The 18,225-nt window shown below is 51.7% G+C and carries 16 protein-coding genes; 11 read left to right on the forward strand and 5 right to left on the reverse strand.

All coding sequences use genetic code 11. The features are described 5' to 3' along the window. Positions 1 to 34 precede the first annotated feature (34 nt). On the forward strand, positions 35 to 859 hold the full coding sequence (gene cysE, locus J6J28_RS08055) for a serine O-acetyltransferase (protein ID WP_301720969.1): 825 nt from the start codon (positions 35 to 37) through the stop codon (positions 857 to 859). A gap of 34 nt (positions 860 to 893) precedes the next feature. Then, positions 894 to 2,084, forward strand: coding sequence for a tetratricopeptide repeat protein (locus J6J28_RS08060; RefSeq protein WP_301720971.1), 1,191 nt, complete (start codon positions 894 to 896; stop codon positions 2,082 to 2,084). 106 nt (positions 2,085 to 2,190) lie between these two features. Here the strand turns inward: J6J28_RS08060 and J6J28_RS08065 are convergent, their stop codons facing one another. Next, positions 2,191 to 2,397 (reverse strand): cold-shock protein, encoded by a 207-nt coding sequence (locus J6J28_RS08065; protein ID WP_034733468.1) that lies wholly within the window; start codon positions 2,395 to 2,397, stop codon positions 2,191 to 2,193. A gap of 198 nt (positions 2,398 to 2,595) precedes the next feature. Next, the gene (locus J6J28_RS08070) at positions 2,596 to 3,144 is read right to left on the reverse strand and encodes a hydrolase (RefSeq protein ID WP_301720972.1); all 549 of its coding nucleotides are present in this window, start codon (positions 3,142 to 3,144) and stop codon (positions 2,596 to 2,598) included. 108 nt (positions 3,145 to 3,252) lie between these two features. On the opposite strand from J6J28_RS08070, the gene J6J28_RS08075 reads away from it, so the two are divergent. From J6J28_RS08075 to J6J28_RS08090, 4 genes are read left to right on the forward strand one after another with little or no spacing between them, the layout of a single operon-like run. Then, entirely contained in the window at positions 3,253 to 4,299 is a 1,047-nt protein-coding gene (locus J6J28_RS08075; RefSeq protein ID WP_301720973.1) for a GGDEF domain-containing protein, read from the forward strand. Between the two features lie 58 nt (positions 4,300 to 4,357). Beyond that, positions 4,358 to 5,371, forward strand: coding sequence for a GGDEF domain-containing protein (locus J6J28_RS08080; RefSeq protein WP_301720974.1), 1,014 nt, complete (start codon positions 4,358 to 4,360; stop codon positions 5,369 to 5,371). Between the two features lie 57 nt (positions 5,372 to 5,428). Next, positions 5,429 to 5,923: a 5-(carboxyamino)imidazole ribonucleotide mutase gene (purE, locus tag J6J28_RS08085; protein WP_301720975.1), complete on the forward strand. Its 495-nt coding sequence runs from the start codon at positions 5,429 to 5,431 to the stop codon at positions 5,921 to 5,923. Then, positions 5,920 to 7,005 carry an ATP-grasp domain-containing protein gene (locus J6J28_RS08090; protein ID WP_301720977.1) on the forward strand — a complete coding sequence of 362 codons (1,086 nt, stop codon included), beginning with the start codon at positions 5,920 to 5,922 and terminating at the stop codon, positions 7,003 to 7,005. Before purE ends, J6J28_RS08090 begins: the two co-directional genes overlap by 4 nt. 3 nt (positions 7,006 to 7,008) lie before the next feature. On the opposite strand, the gene J6J28_RS08095 is transcribed toward J6J28_RS08090, so the two are convergent. Both J6J28_RS08095 and J6J28_RS08100 read right to left on the reverse strand, forming a co-directional pair. Further along, positions 7,009 to 7,668 (reverse strand): alpha/beta hydrolase, encoded by a 660-nt coding sequence (locus J6J28_RS08095; RefSeq protein ID WP_301720978.1) that lies wholly within the window; start codon positions 7,666 to 7,668, stop codon positions 7,009 to 7,011. Between the two features lie 3 nt (positions 7,669 to 7,671). Then, on the reverse strand, positions 7,672 to 8,277 hold the full coding sequence (locus J6J28_RS08100; protein WP_301720979.1) for a DUF502 domain-containing protein: 606 nt from the start codon (positions 8,275 to 8,277) through the stop codon (positions 7,672 to 7,674). A 51-nt stretch (positions 8,278 to 8,328) separates the two neighbouring features. On the opposite strand from J6J28_RS08100, the gene J6J28_RS08105 reads away from it, so the two are divergent. The 5 genes from J6J28_RS08105 to J6J28_RS08125 all read left to right on the forward strand — a co-directional run bounded on the left by J6J28_RS08105 (position 8,329) and on the right by J6J28_RS08125 (position 16,658). Continuing rightward, entirely contained in the window at positions 8,329 to 8,889 is a 561-nt protein-coding gene (locus tag J6J28_RS08105; RefSeq protein ID WP_301720981.1) for a glutathione S-transferase, read from the forward strand. Between the two features lie 24 nt (positions 8,890 to 8,913). Next, entirely contained in the window at positions 8,914 to 11,079 is a 2,166-nt protein-coding gene (locus tag J6J28_RS08110; protein WP_301720982.1) for a prolyl oligopeptidase family serine peptidase, read from the forward strand. 177 nt (positions 11,080 to 11,256) lie between these two features. Beyond that, a complete protein-coding gene (locus J6J28_RS08115; RefSeq protein WP_301720983.1) occupies positions 11,257 to 14,322 on the forward strand; it encodes an efflux RND transporter permease subunit in 3,066 nt (1,021 codons plus the stop codon). Then, entirely contained in the window at positions 14,309 to 15,391 is a 1,083-nt protein-coding gene (locus J6J28_RS08120; RefSeq protein WP_301720985.1) for an efflux RND transporter periplasmic adaptor subunit, read from the forward strand. The genes J6J28_RS08115 and J6J28_RS08120 overlap by 14 nt, the downstream gene beginning before the upstream one ends. A 10-nt stretch (positions 15,392 to 15,401) precedes the next feature. After that, positions 15,402 to 16,658 (forward strand): amidohydrolase family protein, encoded by a 1,257-nt coding sequence (locus tag J6J28_RS08125; RefSeq protein WP_301720986.1) that lies wholly within the window; start codon positions 15,402 to 15,404, stop codon positions 16,656 to 16,658. On the opposite strand, the gene J6J28_RS08130 is transcribed toward J6J28_RS08125, so the two are convergent. Next, a complete protein-coding gene (locus J6J28_RS08130) occupies positions 16,655 to 18,154 on the reverse strand; it encodes a winged helix-turn-helix domain-containing protein (protein ID WP_301720987.1) in 1,500 nt (499 codons plus the stop codon). The two genes, J6J28_RS08125 and J6J28_RS08130, sit on opposite strands and share 4 nt — an antisense overlap. Between the last annotated feature and the right edge of the window lie 71 nt (positions 18,155 to 18,225).

An 18,225-nucleotide genomic window follows, 5' to 3' on the forward strand; every position in this document is an offset into this window, starting at 1 on the left:
TCACGATACACGCATCAATCTGGATTGAAGTTTCATGTTTAAACGTTTACGCGAAGACATCAATAGCGTCTACACCCGCGACCCTGCGGCTCGTAACTGGTTTGAGGTCCTGACGACCTATCCCGGCTTACATGCGATCTGGTGGCATCGGATGAATCATCGGCTGTGGACATGGCGCTGTTTCTGGCTGGCGCGTTTTTTGTCGACCCTTGCGCGCTGGTTCACGGGGATAGAAATTCACCCTGGTGCAAAAATTGGTCACAGATTTTTCATCGATCATGGCATGGGTGTGGTCATTGGTGAAACAGCTGAGATCGGCGATGATGTGACCATTTACCATGGCGTGACGCTCGGTGGCACAAGCTGGGAGCAGGGCAAACGGCATCCAACCCTTCGCGATGGTGTTGTGATTGGTGCTGGCGCGAAACTTTTGGGTCCGCTCACTGTTGGAAAAAACGCACGAATTGGCTCAAACGCGGTCGTAGTTAAAGACGTTCCGGATGAAACGACAGTGGTGGGCATACCCGCACGAGTCGCTCGCTCCCCGGAAAATGCTGAAGTGAGCAAACGGCGGGCGGCCATGGCCAAGCAATATGGCTTTGATGCATATGCTATTTCTGCGGATAACCCAGACCCGGTCGCGACCGCTATTGGCCGCATGCTTGATCATGTTCAGGTACTGGATAAAAAAGTCAGTGATTTATGTAGTGCGGTGAATCAACTAGGCGGCAGTGTCTGTGGGGAGCTCCCGGAAGTGCAGGTGGATGACGTGGATTTCCTCAGCGCTGAGCAGGAGGCTGCTCAACGCCGCAAACAGGAAGATGCACCGCAGCAAGAGGAGTCTACCTCAAAGGACTGAGCAACCGGTAAAGTAAACCAACGCGAGGGCCTTAATGATGTACAGCCGACAATTTAGCTTACTTACGCCAATTTTGACGTTGTTTTTGATCAGCTGTGCCGTGCAAGCGCCGCAGGCCCCGCAAGTAGTGCAAATCGAACAGCAGCCGCAAACTCAAGCGCCGATCGTACGGCCGGCATTTAACGCATCACTGTTCCCGGCGGAGATACCGGTGATCACTGTCAATCAGCTGTTTGCGCTTACCGACGCACAAAAAAACGATTTTTTGCAGGACTTTGAGCAAGGCTCAGCTCAAAGTCCTGCCCACGAGCGTATTGCCGAATATTTGCACGGCATTACTTACGGTTTTAACTACAAAGAGCAAACCTACACCGCAAGCGAAGCCCTGGCTCGTAATGCTGGTAACTGTATGGCTCTGGCAATTGTCACTAAGGCTCTGGCCGACTTAGTCGACGTCGATTTACGATTTCAACGCGTCACGAACGCCCCCGTTTACGATCGCTCCGCCAATGTCGTCATGGTCTCAGATCATGTGCGGGCGCGGCTTTATCTGCCCGGCCTGCCCGGCGAACCTCGCTCGTGGGTGACCATCGATTATTTCCCATCCCGGGGAAGCCGTAATAGTGGCCTGATTGGTACGGACGAATTTTTAGCATTGTACTACCGTAATCGAGCGGCTGAACTTATGCTTGATGGCAAGGAAAACAGCGCGTTTGCCTACGCGCAGGAGGCACTCCGGTATCAACCCGACGCTAGCGATACGTTGAACATCATTGCGTTGTTGCACCGCCGGGCGGGCGACCAAGCGACCGCTGAAGCGATTTATGCTTATGTTCTGGCGCAGGACACCACGAATCTGAACGTTCTTTATAATTACCTTGAGCTAGCAAAACAACAACAGCGAGAGGGGCTGATCAGCGAACTACAGGCCCAGATTGACGCGCTACCGGACTACAACCCTTATACCTGGATCGCACTTGCTGAGCGCGCTTATGCCGAAGACGACATTGACAGAGCCATCGCAATGTATGAGAAAGCTGCATCCTATGCACCTTACTTGCATGAAGTTTATTGGGGGCAGGCGAAGCTTTACCTGGAGCTTGGGCGTCCGCTAACAGCTAAACGGATATTACGGCAAGGGCTTGAGGAAGCGCGACGTTCGGCGACCAAGAAGAGTTTTAAGGCAGGCTGGTACAGTTTTGAAAACACCCGGAGCAGGCATTAACCGCGAGCATTGGCATAGTAGAAGTGAAGAGCAGACATAAAAAAAGCCGCACTAAGTGCGGCTTTTCAGAATTTGTTTTGCTAGTACAAGTTGCGTGAGCAACTCATTACATAGGAACAACGTTTTCAGCTTGTGGACCTTTAGGGCCTTGAGCGATAGTGAACTGAACAGTTTGACCTTCAGCTAAGGTTTTGAAACCGTCTGATTGGATAGCGCTGAAATGTACGAATACGTCTGCGCCTTGTTCTTGCTCGATGAAACCGAAACCTTTAGCTTCGTTAAAGAATTTTACTTTACCAGTTACTGTTGACATGCTGATATTCCTCGTAGTGCATGTGAAAATCTAGGGTCTTGCTAATAAAAATACGTGTAATACTTGGGACTTACAAAACGAGGTACAGCAATAGACTTCGTAACAGGCCACAATTAGACAGCCGAATTTTTCTAGCGACGATTAGTATACGCCGATATTAAGCCTTGTCAAATGTACTTTCGTAAACTACTGAGAAACCTAGCCGCGAATCCAGTTTTTGGTGATGTGCCGGAAGGTATCTGTGCCGCTGCGATGCATCCATTCGTAAGCGACCATTTCACTGGTGACGATTTGCACACCCAGCTGTCGCAAGCGGGCCAGCGCACTTTGCTTATCAGAATCACGACGCGAACCCACCGCGTCTTCTACCACAAACACGTCATAGCCGGCCTCTTTGAGATCGCTGGCGGTTTGCAAGATACAGACATGACCTTCCATTCCCATGAGTACCACTTGCCGTTTGTTCTGTTGTTGAACCACGTCGGCAAAATTGGGTTCCTGCCAGGCACTGAAATGCAGCTTCTCAATCACCCGGGCATTTTCGATGACCCCGGATAAATCGTCTACACTGATCCCCAGACCTTTGGAATATTGTTCTGTCACCACGATGGGTACGTCGAGCTCATTAGCGATTTCGCCCAGCCAGCGCATGCGAGCGATTAACTGGTCACGTTGGTGAATTACGGGAGCTAATTTTTCCTGTACATCGACGATGACAACAAGGGAATCGGCAGCATTTAGCAACATAAGTTTAGCCTCGGCTCATAATCAAAAGTAGGGATATTGTGCCGCAAACCACTTGCTATTCCTATAGGTTGGTTATAGCTTTGCAAACAAAGGACTGGAAATTTCAGCATGGCTCAGACGCAAAAGAAATTCATGAATAGTTCTGCAGATGACTTACTGCGGGCCTTCAAAATAAAAGTCACCGGCAACATTATCTGGGCGGGCGGGATCACTGAATTGATCTTATCTGTCGCCCAGTTTTTGCTGGGTAATACTGGGCAGGCTGTGGCCATTTTATGTGCGGGAGTATTTTTTACTGGTGCCGCATGGTTTTATCAGGGAAGACGCGTGCCCATACTGGTGCGAGTCATGTTTATTGGCTTGCTGACCATCATTTCCGTTATTTCGATCTATAAAAACGGCACTATTGGGGTGTACTGGACCTATCCCTTATTGGTGGCGTGCTTCTTTGTGTTTAGTGGCTTCCTGGGGATTATTGCGGCAGCGCTGCTGACCTTGATTTTTGGGATAACGGCTATTTATGCCATGCCGCTTGACGATGGTTGGCGGATCGCCACGACGCTGGCGATTATCTGCGCGCTGGGTTCGGTATTTGTGGTGTTACTGAGTGAGCTGCAAAAGTTGCTGCGCAAGCTGGTCGTGACAGACACGTTAACCGGTTTACACAATCGGCACCTGGTCACTGGTGTGTTAGAGGACGCAATTTATCGCTTTCGCCGCTATCAGCGTCCGGCCACCATCATGATGGCTGACTTGGATCACTTTAAGCAACTCAATGACACCCATGGCCATCTGTTTGGCGATCAGATCCTCAAACAGGTTGCAGAGCGGTTGCAAAGTGTATTGCGCCGTAACGATCAGGTGTTCCGTGTCGGTGGCGAAGAATTTCTGGTGGTGTTGCCGGAGACCGGAAATGCCGAAGCTCAGGTGGTTGCTGAGAAGCTAAGATCATTAGTGTCAGAGCACAGTTTTAATGGCAAAGATGCAAACGTCGATGTCACATTATCTTTAGGGGTCGCGCAATATGCTGAAAACCAGACTTGGGTCGAGTGGCTGAACGCTGCTGACTCAGCCTTAATGGAAGCAAAGCGCAAAGGACGCAATCAGGTACAAGTCGCAGAGGCCCCAGCAGAACGTACTGCTGAACCGGCATGACTGGTCACTTTGAAAAGAACAGCGTAAAGTAGCACTAACAGCTAAAGTAGGTGGAACTATGAACCAAGCAACAGCAACGCAATTTTCCGGAACATTTGATCTGTGGCAGCATTTTCGATTGCTGGCAATGCGGACGATTTACTTCGGTTCTGGAATCGTGATTGCCGGTGCAGCAATCTATTCCGCCGTGCAAGGGAATTGGCCAGCGGGTGCGGCGTTGTTCTTTGTTGCCCTCGGCTTCGTCTTAATCGGTTATCTATACCGTAACGAGTTGGCCCCCCAATGGATTAACTTTCTGGTCATTTGCTGCCTTGGCACCCTGGTCAGTGTGTCGATGAAATCTGCCGGTATTCTTGGGGTTTACTGGATGTACCCGATCCTGGCGATGGTGTTTTTCATGTTTGATAAGACCATCTTTGTACTGGTCATCATGCTGATTTATGCACTATTTGCCGCGGTAATTTATCAGGTTCTTCCGTTCGATTACGCCTGGCGTGTGGCGCTTTCCATGTTGGTGCTCATCGGGGTGGGCGCAGCCTTTCTGGTGATGATGGCGAGCATGCAGCGCAAGCTCTATTCAGCGGCCGCGACCGACTCTTTAACAGGGTGCATTAAGCGTGAATACCTGAGCGAAATGGTACAACACGCCGTGGATAAAGCCTCGAAATCAAAACAACCATTTGCTCTTGTGCAAATTGATATGGACTCTTTTCAAAGCGTCAATGACCGCTATGGTTACTTGTTTGGCGACAAGGTATTAGAAGAGGTGGCCCGGCGGATTCGTAGTGTCGCGCGCCCGTCAGATACGGTGATACGCTCCAGTGGTGCTGAATTCGTGGTTATTTTCCCGAATACCGACCGCAAAGAGGCTGCTGATCTTGCCACTCATATGCTGGATCGCATCCGACACGACCCATTTTCGGTAAAATCCCTCACTGTCACCATTACTGCCAGCGGCGGTTTGGCGGAATACGGGCAGGGACAACATTGGGGTGAGTGGTTAGGTGCTGCAGACTCGGCACTGTATCAGGCGAAGAGTCAGGGGCGTAACCGCCTAAAAGTCGCACAATAAATTTGCACCCGGCGGTTCAGCTAGCTACAATTCGCCCCTTTCAAAAAGGAGCAGCTCATGGCACCCGTACTCATTCTAATGGGCTCGCAGTCCGACTGGCCCGTCATGCAACACGCCGCAAAGATGCTGAAAGATCTGGGTGTTGAGTGGCGTGCTGAGGTTGTCTCTGCCCACCGAACGCCCGATCTTTTAAAGTCATCAATGGAAAATGCCGAGCAAGAAGGCATTCCTGTAGTTATTGCTGGCGCTGGTGGCGCAGCACATTTACCTGGCATGCTCGCCGCGTATACCGCCATCCCAGTGTTGGGCGTGCCGGTTCCCAGCAAGCAACTGAAAGGCTTAGATAGCCTGCTGTCGATTGTACAAATGCCAAAAGGCGTTGCCGTGGGCACCCTGGCGATTGGCCAGGCAGGGGCAGCCAATGCGGGTTTGCTGGCAGCACAAATTATCGGTACCACTGATGCTGATGTGCGTAAACGTGTGCAAGAGTTCCGCGCTGCTCAGCGTGACAAAGTTATGAACGGTCCAAAACTGGAGCTATCCGAAGAATGAAGGTGTTGTTTGTCGGTGATGGTCAACTCGGGCAGATGCTTGGCGCCAGTGGTATCAGTCACGGCCATGAATGCCTGCTATACAGTACCCGTAGTCACGAAGTGAAGCCTCTCTCGGCGCAAGTCAGTTTGTCCTGGACGCTGGCCGAGGCTATTGGCTGGGCGGACGTGGTGAGTTGGGAGCATGAAGCGATTCCCGCCGACATCATTGCCGCTGCTCACGATAAGTTTCTTATGGATCCGGCTCGCATCAAGAGCCTGACGGACCGTCGAGCCGAGAAAAAACTGTTTGATGATTGCCGCGTGGGAACCTCTCCCTGGCAAAGTTTCGGTACCCCTGCCGAGCTTGAAAAGATCCTGCAGCAGACCACTCAACCGCTGGTAATTAAAGCGGCGCGGGGCGGATACGACGGTAAAGGCCAGTGGCGTTTTCGGCCGGGTGATGCAATTGCAGACTGCGTTGCTGAAGCAGGCAAAGAGCCTGGGATCGCCGAACACTTGATTCCTTTTGAAAAAGAAGTGTCGATGGTCGGTGCCCGCGGAAAAGATGGCAGCGTATGTTGTTATCCGTTAATCACCAATGTCCATACCCAGGGGATTTTGAGCTACAGCCTGGCGGGCATTGAGGCTGTGCCAGACACCTTGCAGCGCCAGGCTGAGGAAGCCTTTCATCGACTGACCGATGCCCTGAACTATGTCGGCGTGTTTGCCATCGAGTTCTTTGTGGTAGGCGAAGGTGAGCAGGCGCAGTTACTGATCAATGAAGTCGCTCCGCGGGTGCATAACTCCGGGCACTGGAGCATGAGCGGAGCAAATTGCAGTCAATTCGATTTGCATATGCGCGCACTGACCGGCATGCCGTTTCCGGAGCTGCGAATTGAACCCACGCTGATGTTGAACGTGATCGGCGCCAAGCAGATCCCCGTTGGACTGTGGCATCACCAGGATGCCCAATGCCATTGGTACAACAAAGAACCGCGGCCCGGACGCAAAGTGGGCCACGTGAACATTCGCACTGCGAATCTTGACACGGCCCAGACCTGGGTCCAGCAGTGGGCTGAAAAACTACAGTTTTTAGGCTAACGGTTAACGGAACACGTGTTGTAGCCATTGATTAATGGCTACAATTTGTTCCGGGCAAACCTGATGTTGCATGGCAAAACTCTGATAGTCCGCTGCATATCCCGCATCACATAACCAATTGTAGGCAAGTTTACCGAGCGCTTCGGGGACCACTGGATCCTGACTGCCATGTTGGATGAGGATGGGGAGCTGCCGATTCTCGGCGCTTAGTTTGATGCTATCGTGGGTGGCAAGGTAGGTCGACAACGCCAGTAAGCCTCCCAGCCGCTGCGGGGAGGTAAGTGCCGCTTCATAGGCGACCGCCCCCCCTTGCGAAAAGCCGGCAACGACGATGTGCTTTGCTTTAACGCCGCGTTCCAGCTCCCGCTGGATGAGCTCGCCAACGGCTTTGGCAGAGGCCCGTAACTGTTCACTATCGACCTGACGCTCTATCGACATGGACAGAATGTCGTACCAGGCCGGCATCCGCATGCCGCCATTGATGGTGACTGGAATCTGCGGAGCGTGCGGAAAAACATAGCGCACAAAGGCGCCCTCGGGCGCTTGCAAATGAGGAACGATAGGCGCGAAATCGTTGCCATCAGCCCCCAGGCCATGCAACCAGATGACACTGCGGTTGGCGGACTGTTCAGGTTCGATTTCAACGCAGGGCAAGTAAGCCATTTACTACTCCTTGGCGGTCGAGCTTTTTTTACCGAGTCCGCCGCTGATGGTCAATTGCAGTGCGTCAGCGGGACTCATATCGAGGTGTTCAATACAACTACGAGGCACCATCACCATGTAGCCGCCGACATTGTAACTCATTGGCAAAAACACTGCGACGTAGTCCTCATCCAGACATTCGGATAAGCGATCACCGGGCTCACCACTTTTCTTGGTAATAATGCCAATAAGTTTTACGTCACCGCCAGGTAAAGTCACCATGACCACCGACTCTCTGGCAAAGTTCTTACCCGACATCATTTCAAATACATCGTTTACCGTGCCATAGAGGCTGCTAAGTAATGGCAGCTTATTGATGATGACTCCGGGCAAGGTCCAGATCCTATTGATAAATCGCCAGCGCGCGCTGAAACCGATAAAAACGGCGATACCAAGAAAGCTGATAAAGGCGAGTCCCGGGAAATAAAAAGATTCGCCCAGAACAGCCAGCCAGATCGGGCTTAACCAAGTCTCAACTGTGACCAGCAACCAGCGTACCAGCGCGATGGTGACGATGATCGGCAACAATATTGCGAGACCTTTAAGTAAATACTGTATGGCGTTTTTCATTATGCTACTCTCTTGTGAGTTTGCCCTAGCTTAGCGTTTTCAGGAACCAAGATGAAATTATTTGGCAGTTATACCTCTCCTTTTGTGCGCCACTGCCGCATTGTGCTGGCGCAGCATGAACAGAAATTTGAATTTGTGCCGACGGACTATGCGCAGAGCGCACAGCACTCACCAGCTAAACGCGTGCCATTCTTTAGCCATAACGGTCTGCAATTACATGATTCGTCCTCTATTTTGCGTTATCTTCGCACGTTGGCAGGTGAGCCTTTCTGTGCCGATGATGAGCAGTTTGACTTGTATTGTCTGGTCAATACCGCATTGGACACGGCGGTGAATTTATTTTTACTTGAACGCGATGGTGTCACGGCTGCCCAGGTACCTTACCTGCAACGTCAGCAAGCCCGCGTACAGAGTATTTTGGACGAACTCAATCAACGTGAGTGGCCTGTAGCCGATGCCGGTAACGATGCGCACCTACGCCTGGCTTGTTTCCTCAGCTGGGCACAGTTCCGCGAACGTCTGGATATCCATCAATGGCCAGAGTTACAAAATTTCCTGGCGTCCATGAACCAACAGGCGTGGTTTGCGAATACGCATCCAGCATTAAGTTAAGTATTACTATTACGGAGCAACTTTATGAAGCAGTGGATTACTTTGCTGAGCGTAGCAGCGTTAGCGGCATGCTCACCACAACAAGAATCGGGTAAAGACGACGTGGCAGAGAAAACGACAACTGTGAATACCCAGATCACGTATCCGATGACGTTCCGTGGCAACGTCACGGATAACTATTTTGGTAACGTGGTCGCGGACCCTTATCGCTGGTTGGAAGATGACCGCAGCGAAGAGACGGAAGCCTGGGTGAAAGCACAAAACCTGGTGACTTTTGCGTATCTGGAGCAGATCCCTTACCGTCAGGAATTAGAAGATCGCTTAAGTTCTATGTGGAACTACGAAAAGGTAAGCGCCCCTTTCAAAGAAGGTGACTATACCTATTTCTATAAAAATGACGGGCTCCAAAATCAGTACGTCGTTTACCGCACTGACGCTGACGGCAATACGGAAGTTTTCCTCGACCCAAATACCTTCAGTGAAGATGGCACAACCTCGTTGGCGAGCTTAAGCTTTTCTAAAGATGGTTCGCTCGCTGCCTACGCCATTTCCGAAGGCGGTAGCGACTGGCGCAAAATCATCGTGATTGACGCAGAAACCAAAGAACAACTGGAGCCGGCTTTAGTCGACGTCAAGTTTAGCGGGATCTCATGGTTCGGCAACGAAGGTTTCTACTACTCAAGCTACGATAAACCTGACGGCAGCGAATTATCTGCCAAAACCGATCAACATAAGCTGTATTACCATGAACTGGGTACAGCGCAAGCTAATGACCCGGTGGTCTTTGGTGCAACTGAAGAGCAGAAACACCGTTATGTAGGTGGTCAGGTTTCCGAAGACAACAATTACCTGTTTATCAGCGCAGCAGTGTCAACTTCCGGCAATAAGTTGTTCATGAAAGATTTGACCGACCCAGATAGTGAGCTGGTGACGATTCAGGGACATACTGATGCCGATACTGCGCTATTAGATAACAAGGGGTCTAAGCTTTATCTGGTTACCGATCTTGATGCACCAAATAAGCGCGTGGTCACGGTGGATGCAAGCGCTCCGCAAACAGAGAATTGGCAGGACTTTATTGCTGAAACTGAAAATGTTCTTAGCGTAGGTACAGGTGCGGGCTACATTTTTGCTGAGTACATGGTCGATGCCATTGCTAAAGTCGAGCAGTACGATTATGACGGCAACAAGGTGCGCGACGTGAGCCTGCCAGGTGTTGGCAGCATCGGCGGTTTTAGTGGCAAGGATGATGCAGATACCTTGTATTACACCTTCACCAATTACAACACGCCAGGCACCATTTATGCCTACACTCCGGAAACGGGTGAGTCTACGGTTTACGAGAAATCAAAAGCCGACTTCAATAGTGACAATTATGAATCCAAGCAGGTGTTCTATACCTCCAAGGATGGTACCAAGGTACCTATGATTATCACGCACAAGAAAGGACTGGAGCTTGATGGTAGCAACCCGACCATGCTCTATGGCTATGGCGGCTTTAACGTTAGCTTGACGCCATCTTTTAGCATCACCAATGCGCTTTGGCTGGAGTTAGGTGGTGTGTATGCGGTGCCTAATCTGCGCGGTGGGGGTGAGTATGGTAAGGCATGGCATGACGCCGGCACGCAGCTGAAAAAGCAAAACGTATTTGATGACTTCATCGCGGCAGGTGAATACCTGATCAGCGAAGGCTACACCTCGAATGAACGTCTCGCAGTGCGCGGTGGCTCCAACGGCGGCTTGCTGGTCGGTGCGGTGATGACTCAACGTCCTGATTTAATGCAAGTGGCGTTGCCAGCTGTGGGTGTGTTGGACATGTTGCGTTACCACACCTTTACTGCAGGCGCAGGTTGGGCGTATGACTACGGTACCGCTGAAGATAGCAAAGAAATGTTCGAGTATCTTTACGCGTACTCACCGGTGCATAACGTCAAAGAAGGTGAGAGCTACCCGGCGACGCTGATCACCACCGGTGATCACGATGACCGCGTAGTTCCGGCGCACTCTTTCAAGTTTGCCGCCGAGTTACAGGCCAAAAACACAGGGCCAAATCCACAGCTGATTCGCATTGAAACCAATGCCGGTCATGGTGCCGGAACGCCGGTTTCAAAAACCATCGAACAGTACGCTGATATCTATGGATTCACCCTGTATAACATGGGAATTGATGAGCTGAACGAGATCCAATAAGCAGCTCTAGCTGAACGGGGAAAGCCGGCGCAGAAAAATGCGCCGGTTTTTTTTGTTTTAAATCATCTATTTAATATTCCTTAAGAAGCCTTAAGTAAAGCTTCAGGAGCTTTAAGAAACGATCGACCATAGTGCTACTCGTGCAACCACCAGCAGGTTGCAGCGGGAGGAAAAACTATGCGTTTGATTCAATTAAGTCACTATAACCCCTTTGCGACAGTCATCGCTTTTTTGATTGTTACCATCATTGGCTTTGCCAGCATGACCAAGATGCCTGTGCAATTGACGCCAAATCTCAATCGTCCGCAAATTGCTATCATCAATAGTTGGCGCGCGGCGGCTCCGGCGGAAATCGAAGCCGAAATCGTTGAACCCCAGGAAAACATTTTGACGGGTATCGCCGGCGTCGAGCGACTGTACTCATCGGTGCGGGCCGGTATGAGCATCACCATGCTGGAGTTCTCGATCGGTACCGATATGCAACAGGCTTTCATTAATGTGGTGAATGCCTTAAACCAGGCGCCAGCACGACCACGCGAAGCCAACGAGCCGACCGTGATGCTGGGCGGACTCGAGGAAAGCATTGCCTCACTGCTGATTACCAAGATCGACGCCAGTGAAGATGCCGATTTCACGGCCTATCAGGATTTAATTGAAGCCAGCGTAAAGCCCGAGCTGCAAAAAATTCCTGGCATCGCCCGGGTTGATCTGAATAGTGGGTTAAGCCATCAGCTGCATGTTGAGATCGACCCGTATAAGATGGCCGCGCTGGGCGTGCAGCTGAGTACTGTCACTCAGAGCATTCAACGTTCGGCAAATATGTCAGGCGGTTTTGCTGAAGTAGGGCGGCGTGAGTACACGGTGCGCTACAATGGCCAGTACACGCCCGAGACCTTTGGCGACATGATTGTCACCTACAATGATGGTCGACCGGTCTACTTGCGCGAAATTGCAACAGTCGAAAACGGCTTCTCCGAACGTCGTAGCTTCGCATTTCGCACTGGCCGACCGGCATTTTACATTTCGTTAAATGGCACCAACGATGCAAACACTGTTGAGGTCATGGACAACTTAAAGCGTGTGACTGAGGACCTCAACGAGCGCCTGCTGAATAAGCATGGCTTACAGATTGAGCTTAGTTTCGATTCATCGGTGCATATCAAACGTGCCATTGATCTGGTGCAGAGCAGTCTGGGCATTGGTATTCTGCTGGCGCTTGGTATGTTGTACTGGATGATCCGCGGCTTTCGCGCAACGCTTTTAATTGGCCTGACGATTCCTATAAGCCTGGCCGCAGCGCTTTTGGTGATGGCTATGTTAGGCCGTAGCCTGAATATCATTTCTCTGGCGGGGCTCGCCTTTGCGGTGGGGCTGGTGCTTGATGCGGCGATAGTTGTACAGGAAAACTTTTTACGCCTGCGCCAGCAAGGGCTAGGACTGCTGACCGCGGCAAAGCAAGGAGCCAGTGATGTGGCGCCTGCTCTGTTCGCATCAACGGCAACGACCGTTGCTATTTTCACTCCCGTGATTTTTATGGAAGGTGTGGCCGGCCAACTGTTCTTTGATCTGGCGGTAACTATGTCGGTGGCCGTCATCGCCTCAATGCTGGCGGCGATGCTACTGATCCCTGTAGTGGCTGTTAAAGTTCTGAAGCAAGAATCATCAGCACATGACCCGTTGCCACTGTGGTCCAAATTAGCGAATTGGTATGGTCGTGCAACCCGCACAACGACCCGCGCCACGTTATGGGTTACGACGTTACTGGGCGCTTCAATTGTGGCCATGATGGTGCTGTTACCACGTCCGGACTTTCTCCCCGAGGCAAAGTGGGAAGGGATTTTTGTCGCCTTTATGGTGCCACCGGGCGCGAACTATTCAGTGTTGGAAAATGAAATCGCGCGCACCATTATGCGCCGCCTGGAACCTTATGTGGAAGGTGACCAGTTACCGCAAATCAAAGACTACAATATTGCCTCCAGCTCGGGTGGGTCGATTCTCTTTGTCTACCCTGAAGAGGCAGACAGTGCAACGGAAGTCCTGACCTTACTGCGCGAAAAGATTTTGGTGGACTTACCGGAAACCAAAGCTTATGCGCAACAATCATCACTGTTAAATATCAGTGTGGGTAGCACCAATCGTGCGATTCGACTCAACTTTAATGGTGAGCTTGACGATGCCTCACGATTGGTGATCGAGCGGACCATCGAACTGTTGCGCGATCGTTTACCCAATACTGCGGTGCGTGCTATCCCCAATATCTATGATGCTAAACCAGAATTGTTGGTGACGCCGCGAGATCACAAACTTGCTCAGGCAGGGATCGATCGCACCAGTGTCGCACAGATGGTACGAGCGGTGACCAGCGGTCTCTACAGCGGCGAGTACTTCGATGGGCATAACCGGCGCGATATCATCGTAAAGTCCGCGCCCTGGCGTAACCCAGAAGAGCTCGAAGCCATGCCGATGTACACCAACAACGGTGGCGTGCAGACGATTGGCCAGCTGACTGAAACCAAACGCATCACCGGCCCCGTTCGCCTGCAGCGCTTGAATGGTAAACGCACATTGACCTTGTTGATTGCACCGCCACCCACGGTGACCCTTGATGAGACCATTGAAGTCACGCGTACTGTCATGGAGGAGATTGGGAATGAGCTTAGTCCGGGTGTCTACATGAGTCTGACAGGTGGCGCTGATGACCTGGCGGATACCATAGGTACGATGCAGGAGAATTTCATCTACGCGGTGGTGATCTTGTTCCTCATCATGGCTGCGGTGTTCCGCTCAATGCGCGATAGTTTGTTAGTACTCACTACCGTTCCGGTCGCTATGGCTGGGGGTGTTGTTGGCCTTACCGTGCTGAACATGTTTACCTTCCAGGCGCTCGACTTATTGACCATGATTGGTTTTGTCATCTTGCTTGGACTGATGGTGAACAATGCCATTCTGCTGGTTGATCAGACGCGCAAAGCGCAAGCCGAGGGAATGTCTATCGCGGCCGCAACCCAATATGCCATTGCCACACGCGTGCGTCCGGTCTACATGAGCTCACTGACCTCGGTGGTCGGTATGTTGCCGCTTGTTCTGATCCCTGGCGCTGGTAGTGAAATCTATCGCGGCCTTGCAGTTGTTATTGTCGGCGGCATGCTGATGAGTACTATTTTCATGCTTATCTATATGCCTGCCTTAATGCGCTTAATAGCGCGTCCAGCTTCACAGGAGACTGATCATGTTTCTGACTAAATTAATTCTACCTTCGTTTGTACTTAGCCTTGCACTTATCAGCTTTGCCGGGTACGCACAGCAAGCCCCGGCAGTCTCGGTCGTGCCAGTATCGATGAAAACCCTAAGCCCGACAGTTATGGTAAGTGGGCAGGTACAAAGTCGCCACAGCAGTGAATTAAGTGCTGGCGTGGTTGGCAAAATCACCTGGATTGCGGAGCCTGGCACTCAGGTTACAGCCGGCGACATTTTAGTACAGCTGGACCAACGGCCTTTCGAGTTACAGGTGCGCCAACTGCAGGCGCAAATTCAACGCAAAGAGATTGAAATCAAGCGTGCCGAGCAAGATCTGACGCGGTTACAGGAGCTTCATCACCAGCAGGCTGTATCGACTCGTGATGTCGATGACTTAACTGCAGAACTTGGCTTACTAAAGTCTGACCGCGAGCTCTTACAGTTACAGCTTGAACAGGCCCAGGACGATCTCGATAAAACTACCGTGAAGGCTCCTTATAGCGGCGTTGTGATTAAGCGTCTGCAACGCAGTGGTGAAGACGTCGTCGGCACTGCACCTTTGATTGAGCTGGTCGACATTGAGAACCTCGAGATCCGTTTTCACGGACCACTGGCTTATAGCGAGTTTGCACGCGCTGCTGAGAGCATCCAGGTGTTCTTCTCCGGCGGAACTCGTGAAATGCAGCTACGCCAACTGATCCCGGTCAGTGACGCGCGCTCGCAAACATTCACCGGTCTGCTGACAATTCCAACCGCGTTATACGGTAATTTCCGCGTCGGTGAGCTGGTGACCATCGCGGTTCCCGCAGCGTTTCCGGCTGAGCACTTCGTGGTGCCAAGAGATGCGCTGGTGATCGGTAAAAATGGAACCCGTGTCTTTGTGGTCGATAAGGCAGGCAAAGCGACGGAAATTAAGGTGACTATTGCCGGCGGCTCCGGCAATTACGTCAACGTCAAAGGCAAACTTCACAATGGACAGTCCGTGGTCGTGCGCGGTGCCGATTTACTGCGTAACGGGCAAGTGGTTAAAGTCCTCAGTGCTGAGGATTTTCCGTTGACCACATTGGGCAGTTAGGAGGGAGAGCATGATGTTATCGCGCGTTGGTTTAAGTGTCTTGCTGCTGCTGTTTAGCGCAGTGGTGCAGGGCGCAGATGCTTATCGCAATGGTTACTGGTGGAACGGTAGCGAGTTTGTTCAGGGCACGCGATTTGTCGAGGCTGGGAAATTTGTTGCTGCGCACCGTGTTAAGCAGGTTTCCAACAGTTATGACTTGGAAGGTGCCTACATGTTGCCGCCGCTGGCTGATGCCCACAACCATAATCTCCAGACCCCCTGGCTAGTGGACAATTTTCACAGTAGCTATATTGATAGAGGCATTTTATACGGTGCCATGCTATGTGGCAGTCACCTCAACGCAGGGGAGGCACGTGAGGGTCTGCGACGGGCTCGACTTGCTTCGATAAAGGTTGCAGGAGCGTGCATTTCCAGCTCTGATGGCCACCCGTTAGCGATGGCTTTAGCGTCGCGTGGCGGGCGTTCCGAAACGGCACCCGCTAGCCTTTACGATCACAGCTACATCGTGGTCGATGCGGTCGGTGACATCGAGCGCAAATGGCCCTTAATCGCTGCCGGAGCGGAGGATCTCGTTAAAATCATCCTGGTGCATCATGAAGATCAGACACGGCGCGGCGCGCCGGAGTATTTTGGCCTGAATGGCCTGACCGTCAAGGTCGTCATGGCGCTGGTTCCTTATCTACAAGAACGGGGATTGCGCGTCGTCGCCCACACCGAATCGGCGGCCGATTTTTCCTTAGCGGTGGCTGCCGGAGTTGACTGGGTCGGACATCTGCCAGGGTACCATTGGGCCGAGGGTAAGATAGCTGAGGATTATCGGATTGCGGAAGCTACCGCCAGACTTGCTGCGGCTAAAGGAATTAAAGTGGTGGCAACCGCGGGCGTTGTTGAACTGTTCAAGAATGTCTCAGCAGCTGAAAAAAAGCGGGTGCAGAATCTGCAAAAGGAAAACCTGGAGCTCTTGCGTACAGCCGGCGTGGAACTGCTAAGTCGTTCGGACCAGTTTCAGGGCTCTGTTATCGATGAATTGATTTATTTACGGGAACACATGCATCTTGATGCGGTTGCTTTACTTAATACCGCGACCCGGGTGACGCCTAAAGCGCTATTTCCCGAGCGCCAAGTCGGTGAGCTTGGTCCCGGCTTTGAGGCTAGTTTTAATGCTTACCCGGGTAATCCGTTGGCGGATTTTGCGGTATTACGCAAACCTATAGCAGTGGTGCAGCAGGGCGAAGTCTTACGCCCGTTAGCAAAGCAGCGCGATTAGTTCGGCAGCTGCGCCAGCAGCTGCTGGAATTCCTCAGATTGTCGCAGCGGGTCATAATGGGGATCACTATGTAATATCAGTGCCTGCGGTTGTTTGCGTTTTATCGCGTCCTGTATATGGCGCAGCGCAATGTCGTATTCACCGATCACAATAGCGTAGCGGGCCCACGAAAGCGGTGGAATATATTGACCCAGGTTATCTTCGTTGCGCTCCTCCAGCAGCTGACCGTATACCGCAGCAATGCCGCCTTCAGCAAAGAGCTCTCGGTAGGCTGCGATACGCTGATCGTTATAACCTTCTTCACGCATCAAAACTTCAAGGTGTTCCATCGCCATCGCGTCGTCATGGGTGAGGACACCGATGCGAGTCAGAATATGGTTATGCTGGCGCGAAGGCACCTCGGAGTTAATCAGACGCTGAGTTTCCGCGATAGCGCGCGGGTAATCACCTTTAAACATATAAACCAGAGACAGGTTCATGTAGCGATAAAAATCCGGGTTTTTTACCCGTAGCTGATTGAGGAGTTTATCGGCTTCCTGATAACGTCCCCGAATTAAAAGGAGTTCAGAATAGCCTAAGTAAACGCCGGGATCGTTGGGCATTGCCTCGATGGCTTTTTCATAATAGATCTTTGCGGTCTCGAGATCCCATTCGCCGAGAAATGCCAGCTTGGCCTTTAACTCCAGCGCATCACCATTGGCAGGATCCTGAGCGAGCGCAAGAGCGACGATGGAATTAATCTCATCGAGGTAGAGCTGCAAATCGCGATACCCTCGCAGACCGCTCATTTCAAATTTTGCTTCGGCAATACCCACGTGAGCAGGGGTAAAGTCAGGGTACTCCTGCAAAACCTCCCGGAATAGCTCAATCGCGCGGCGGTAGTTTGCTGGCGTTGACTCATAGTAAACGGCGGGCGCGATGAGTTTTTGCGCTTCCTGGAATTTAGCTTGTGCTGGCGCGGTCAGCAAAGCTGCCGCCGCGGGCTGGTCGCTGGCTGTGCTGGAGGGCTCTGCCGCAGGATGTAGGTAACCCTGACTCTGCAGCAAGTAAATGACAGCAACAAGAATGAGTAGTACCGCGCTAAGCAATCCCCAGCGATAGCGATCGCGCCTTTGCACCGTGCTGGCCGACACGCGTTGAGTGTCAACATTTTGTGCAGCTGCGGGGGTGGAGGATGCTTTTAGCGTGGTGTCAGGTAGCCAGTAATAGCCAACGCCAGGAATAGTTTTAATAAATTGGGGTTCACCGCGACTGTCGTGCAGGAGTTTTCGTAGTTTGCTGACGGCAACGGAAAGACTGTCTTCGTTAACAATGCGCCCGGCCCAAACGGCATCCAGGAGCGCTTCTTTGGTAAGCGCTTGCTGCGGATGCTGACAAAAATAATCCAGCAAAGAAGCAATTCGGTGCTCAAGGCTAATTTCATCGGTAGGCGAGCGCAGTAACGCATGCACGGGGTCGAATTCGTAACCACTGAAGCAATAGATGCGTACAGCCATGTCAGGTTCTCCAAAACACAATCGCTTAAGCTTAGCGAGTTAAGCTAGCTATGTAAACGCGGAAGACCTTG

Source organism: Pseudidiomarina terrestris, from assembly GCF_030466375.1.
Lineage (GTDB): Bacteria > Pseudomonadota > Gammaproteobacteria > Enterobacterales > Alteromonadaceae > Pseudidiomarina > Pseudidiomarina terrestris.

Coding starts and splice junctions, on each gene's coding strand:
- J6J28_RS08070 (WP_301720972.1), bottom strand. CDS start 3,144: ATGTTGCTAAATGCTGCCGATTCCCTTGTTGTCATCGTCGATGTACAG.
- J6J28_RS08065 (WP_034733468.1), bottom strand. CDS start 2,397: ATGTCAACAGTAACTGGTAAAGTAAAATTCTTTAACGAAGCTAAAGGT.
- cysE (WP_301720969.1), top strand. CDS start 35: ATGTTTAAACGTTTACGCGAAGACATCAATAGCGTCTACACCCGCGAC.
- J6J28_RS08125 (WP_301720986.1), top strand. CDS start 15,402: ATGATGTTATCGCGCGTTGGTTTAAGTGTCTTGCTGCTGCTGTTTAGC.
- J6J28_RS08060 (WP_301720971.1), top strand. CDS start 894: ATGATGTACAGCCGACAATTTAGCTTACTTACGCCAATTTTGACGTTG.
- J6J28_RS08120 (WP_301720985.1), top strand. CDS start 14,309: ATGTTTCTGACTAAATTAATTCTACCTTCGTTTGTACTTAGCCTTGCA.
- J6J28_RS08110 (WP_301720982.1), top strand. CDS start 8,914: ATGAAGCAGTGGATTACTTTGCTGAGCGTAGCAGCGTTAGCGGCATGC.
- J6J28_RS08075 (WP_301720973.1), top strand. CDS start 3,253: ATGGCTCAGACGCAAAAGAAATTCATGAATAGTTCTGCAGATGACTTA.
- J6J28_RS08105 (WP_301720981.1), top strand. CDS start 8,329: ATGAAATTATTTGGCAGTTATACCTCTCCTTTTGTGCGCCACTGCCGC.
- J6J28_RS08090 (WP_301720977.1), top strand. CDS start 5,920: ATGAAGGTGTTGTTTGTCGGTGATGGTCAACTCGGGCAGATGCTTGGC.
- J6J28_RS08115 (WP_301720983.1), top strand. CDS start 11,257: ATGCGTTTGATTCAATTAAGTCACTATAACCCCTTTGCGACAGTCATC.
- J6J28_RS08095 (WP_301720978.1), bottom strand. CDS start 7,668: ATGGCTTACTTGCCCTGCGTTGAAATCGAACCTGAACAGTCCGCCAAC.
- J6J28_RS08130 (WP_301720987.1), bottom strand. CDS start 18,154: ATGGCTGTACGCATCTATTGCTTCAGTGGTTACGAATTCGACCCCGTG.
- J6J28_RS08080 (WP_301720974.1), top strand. CDS start 4,358: ATGAACCAAGCAACAGCAACGCAATTTTCCGGAACATTTGATCTGTGG.
- J6J28_RS08100 (WP_301720979.1), bottom strand. CDS start 8,277: ATGAAAAACGCCATACAGTATTTACTTAAAGGTCTCGCAATATTGTTG.
- purE (WP_301720975.1), top strand. CDS start 5,429: ATGGCACCCGTACTCATTCTAATGGGCTCGCAGTCCGACTGGCCCGTC.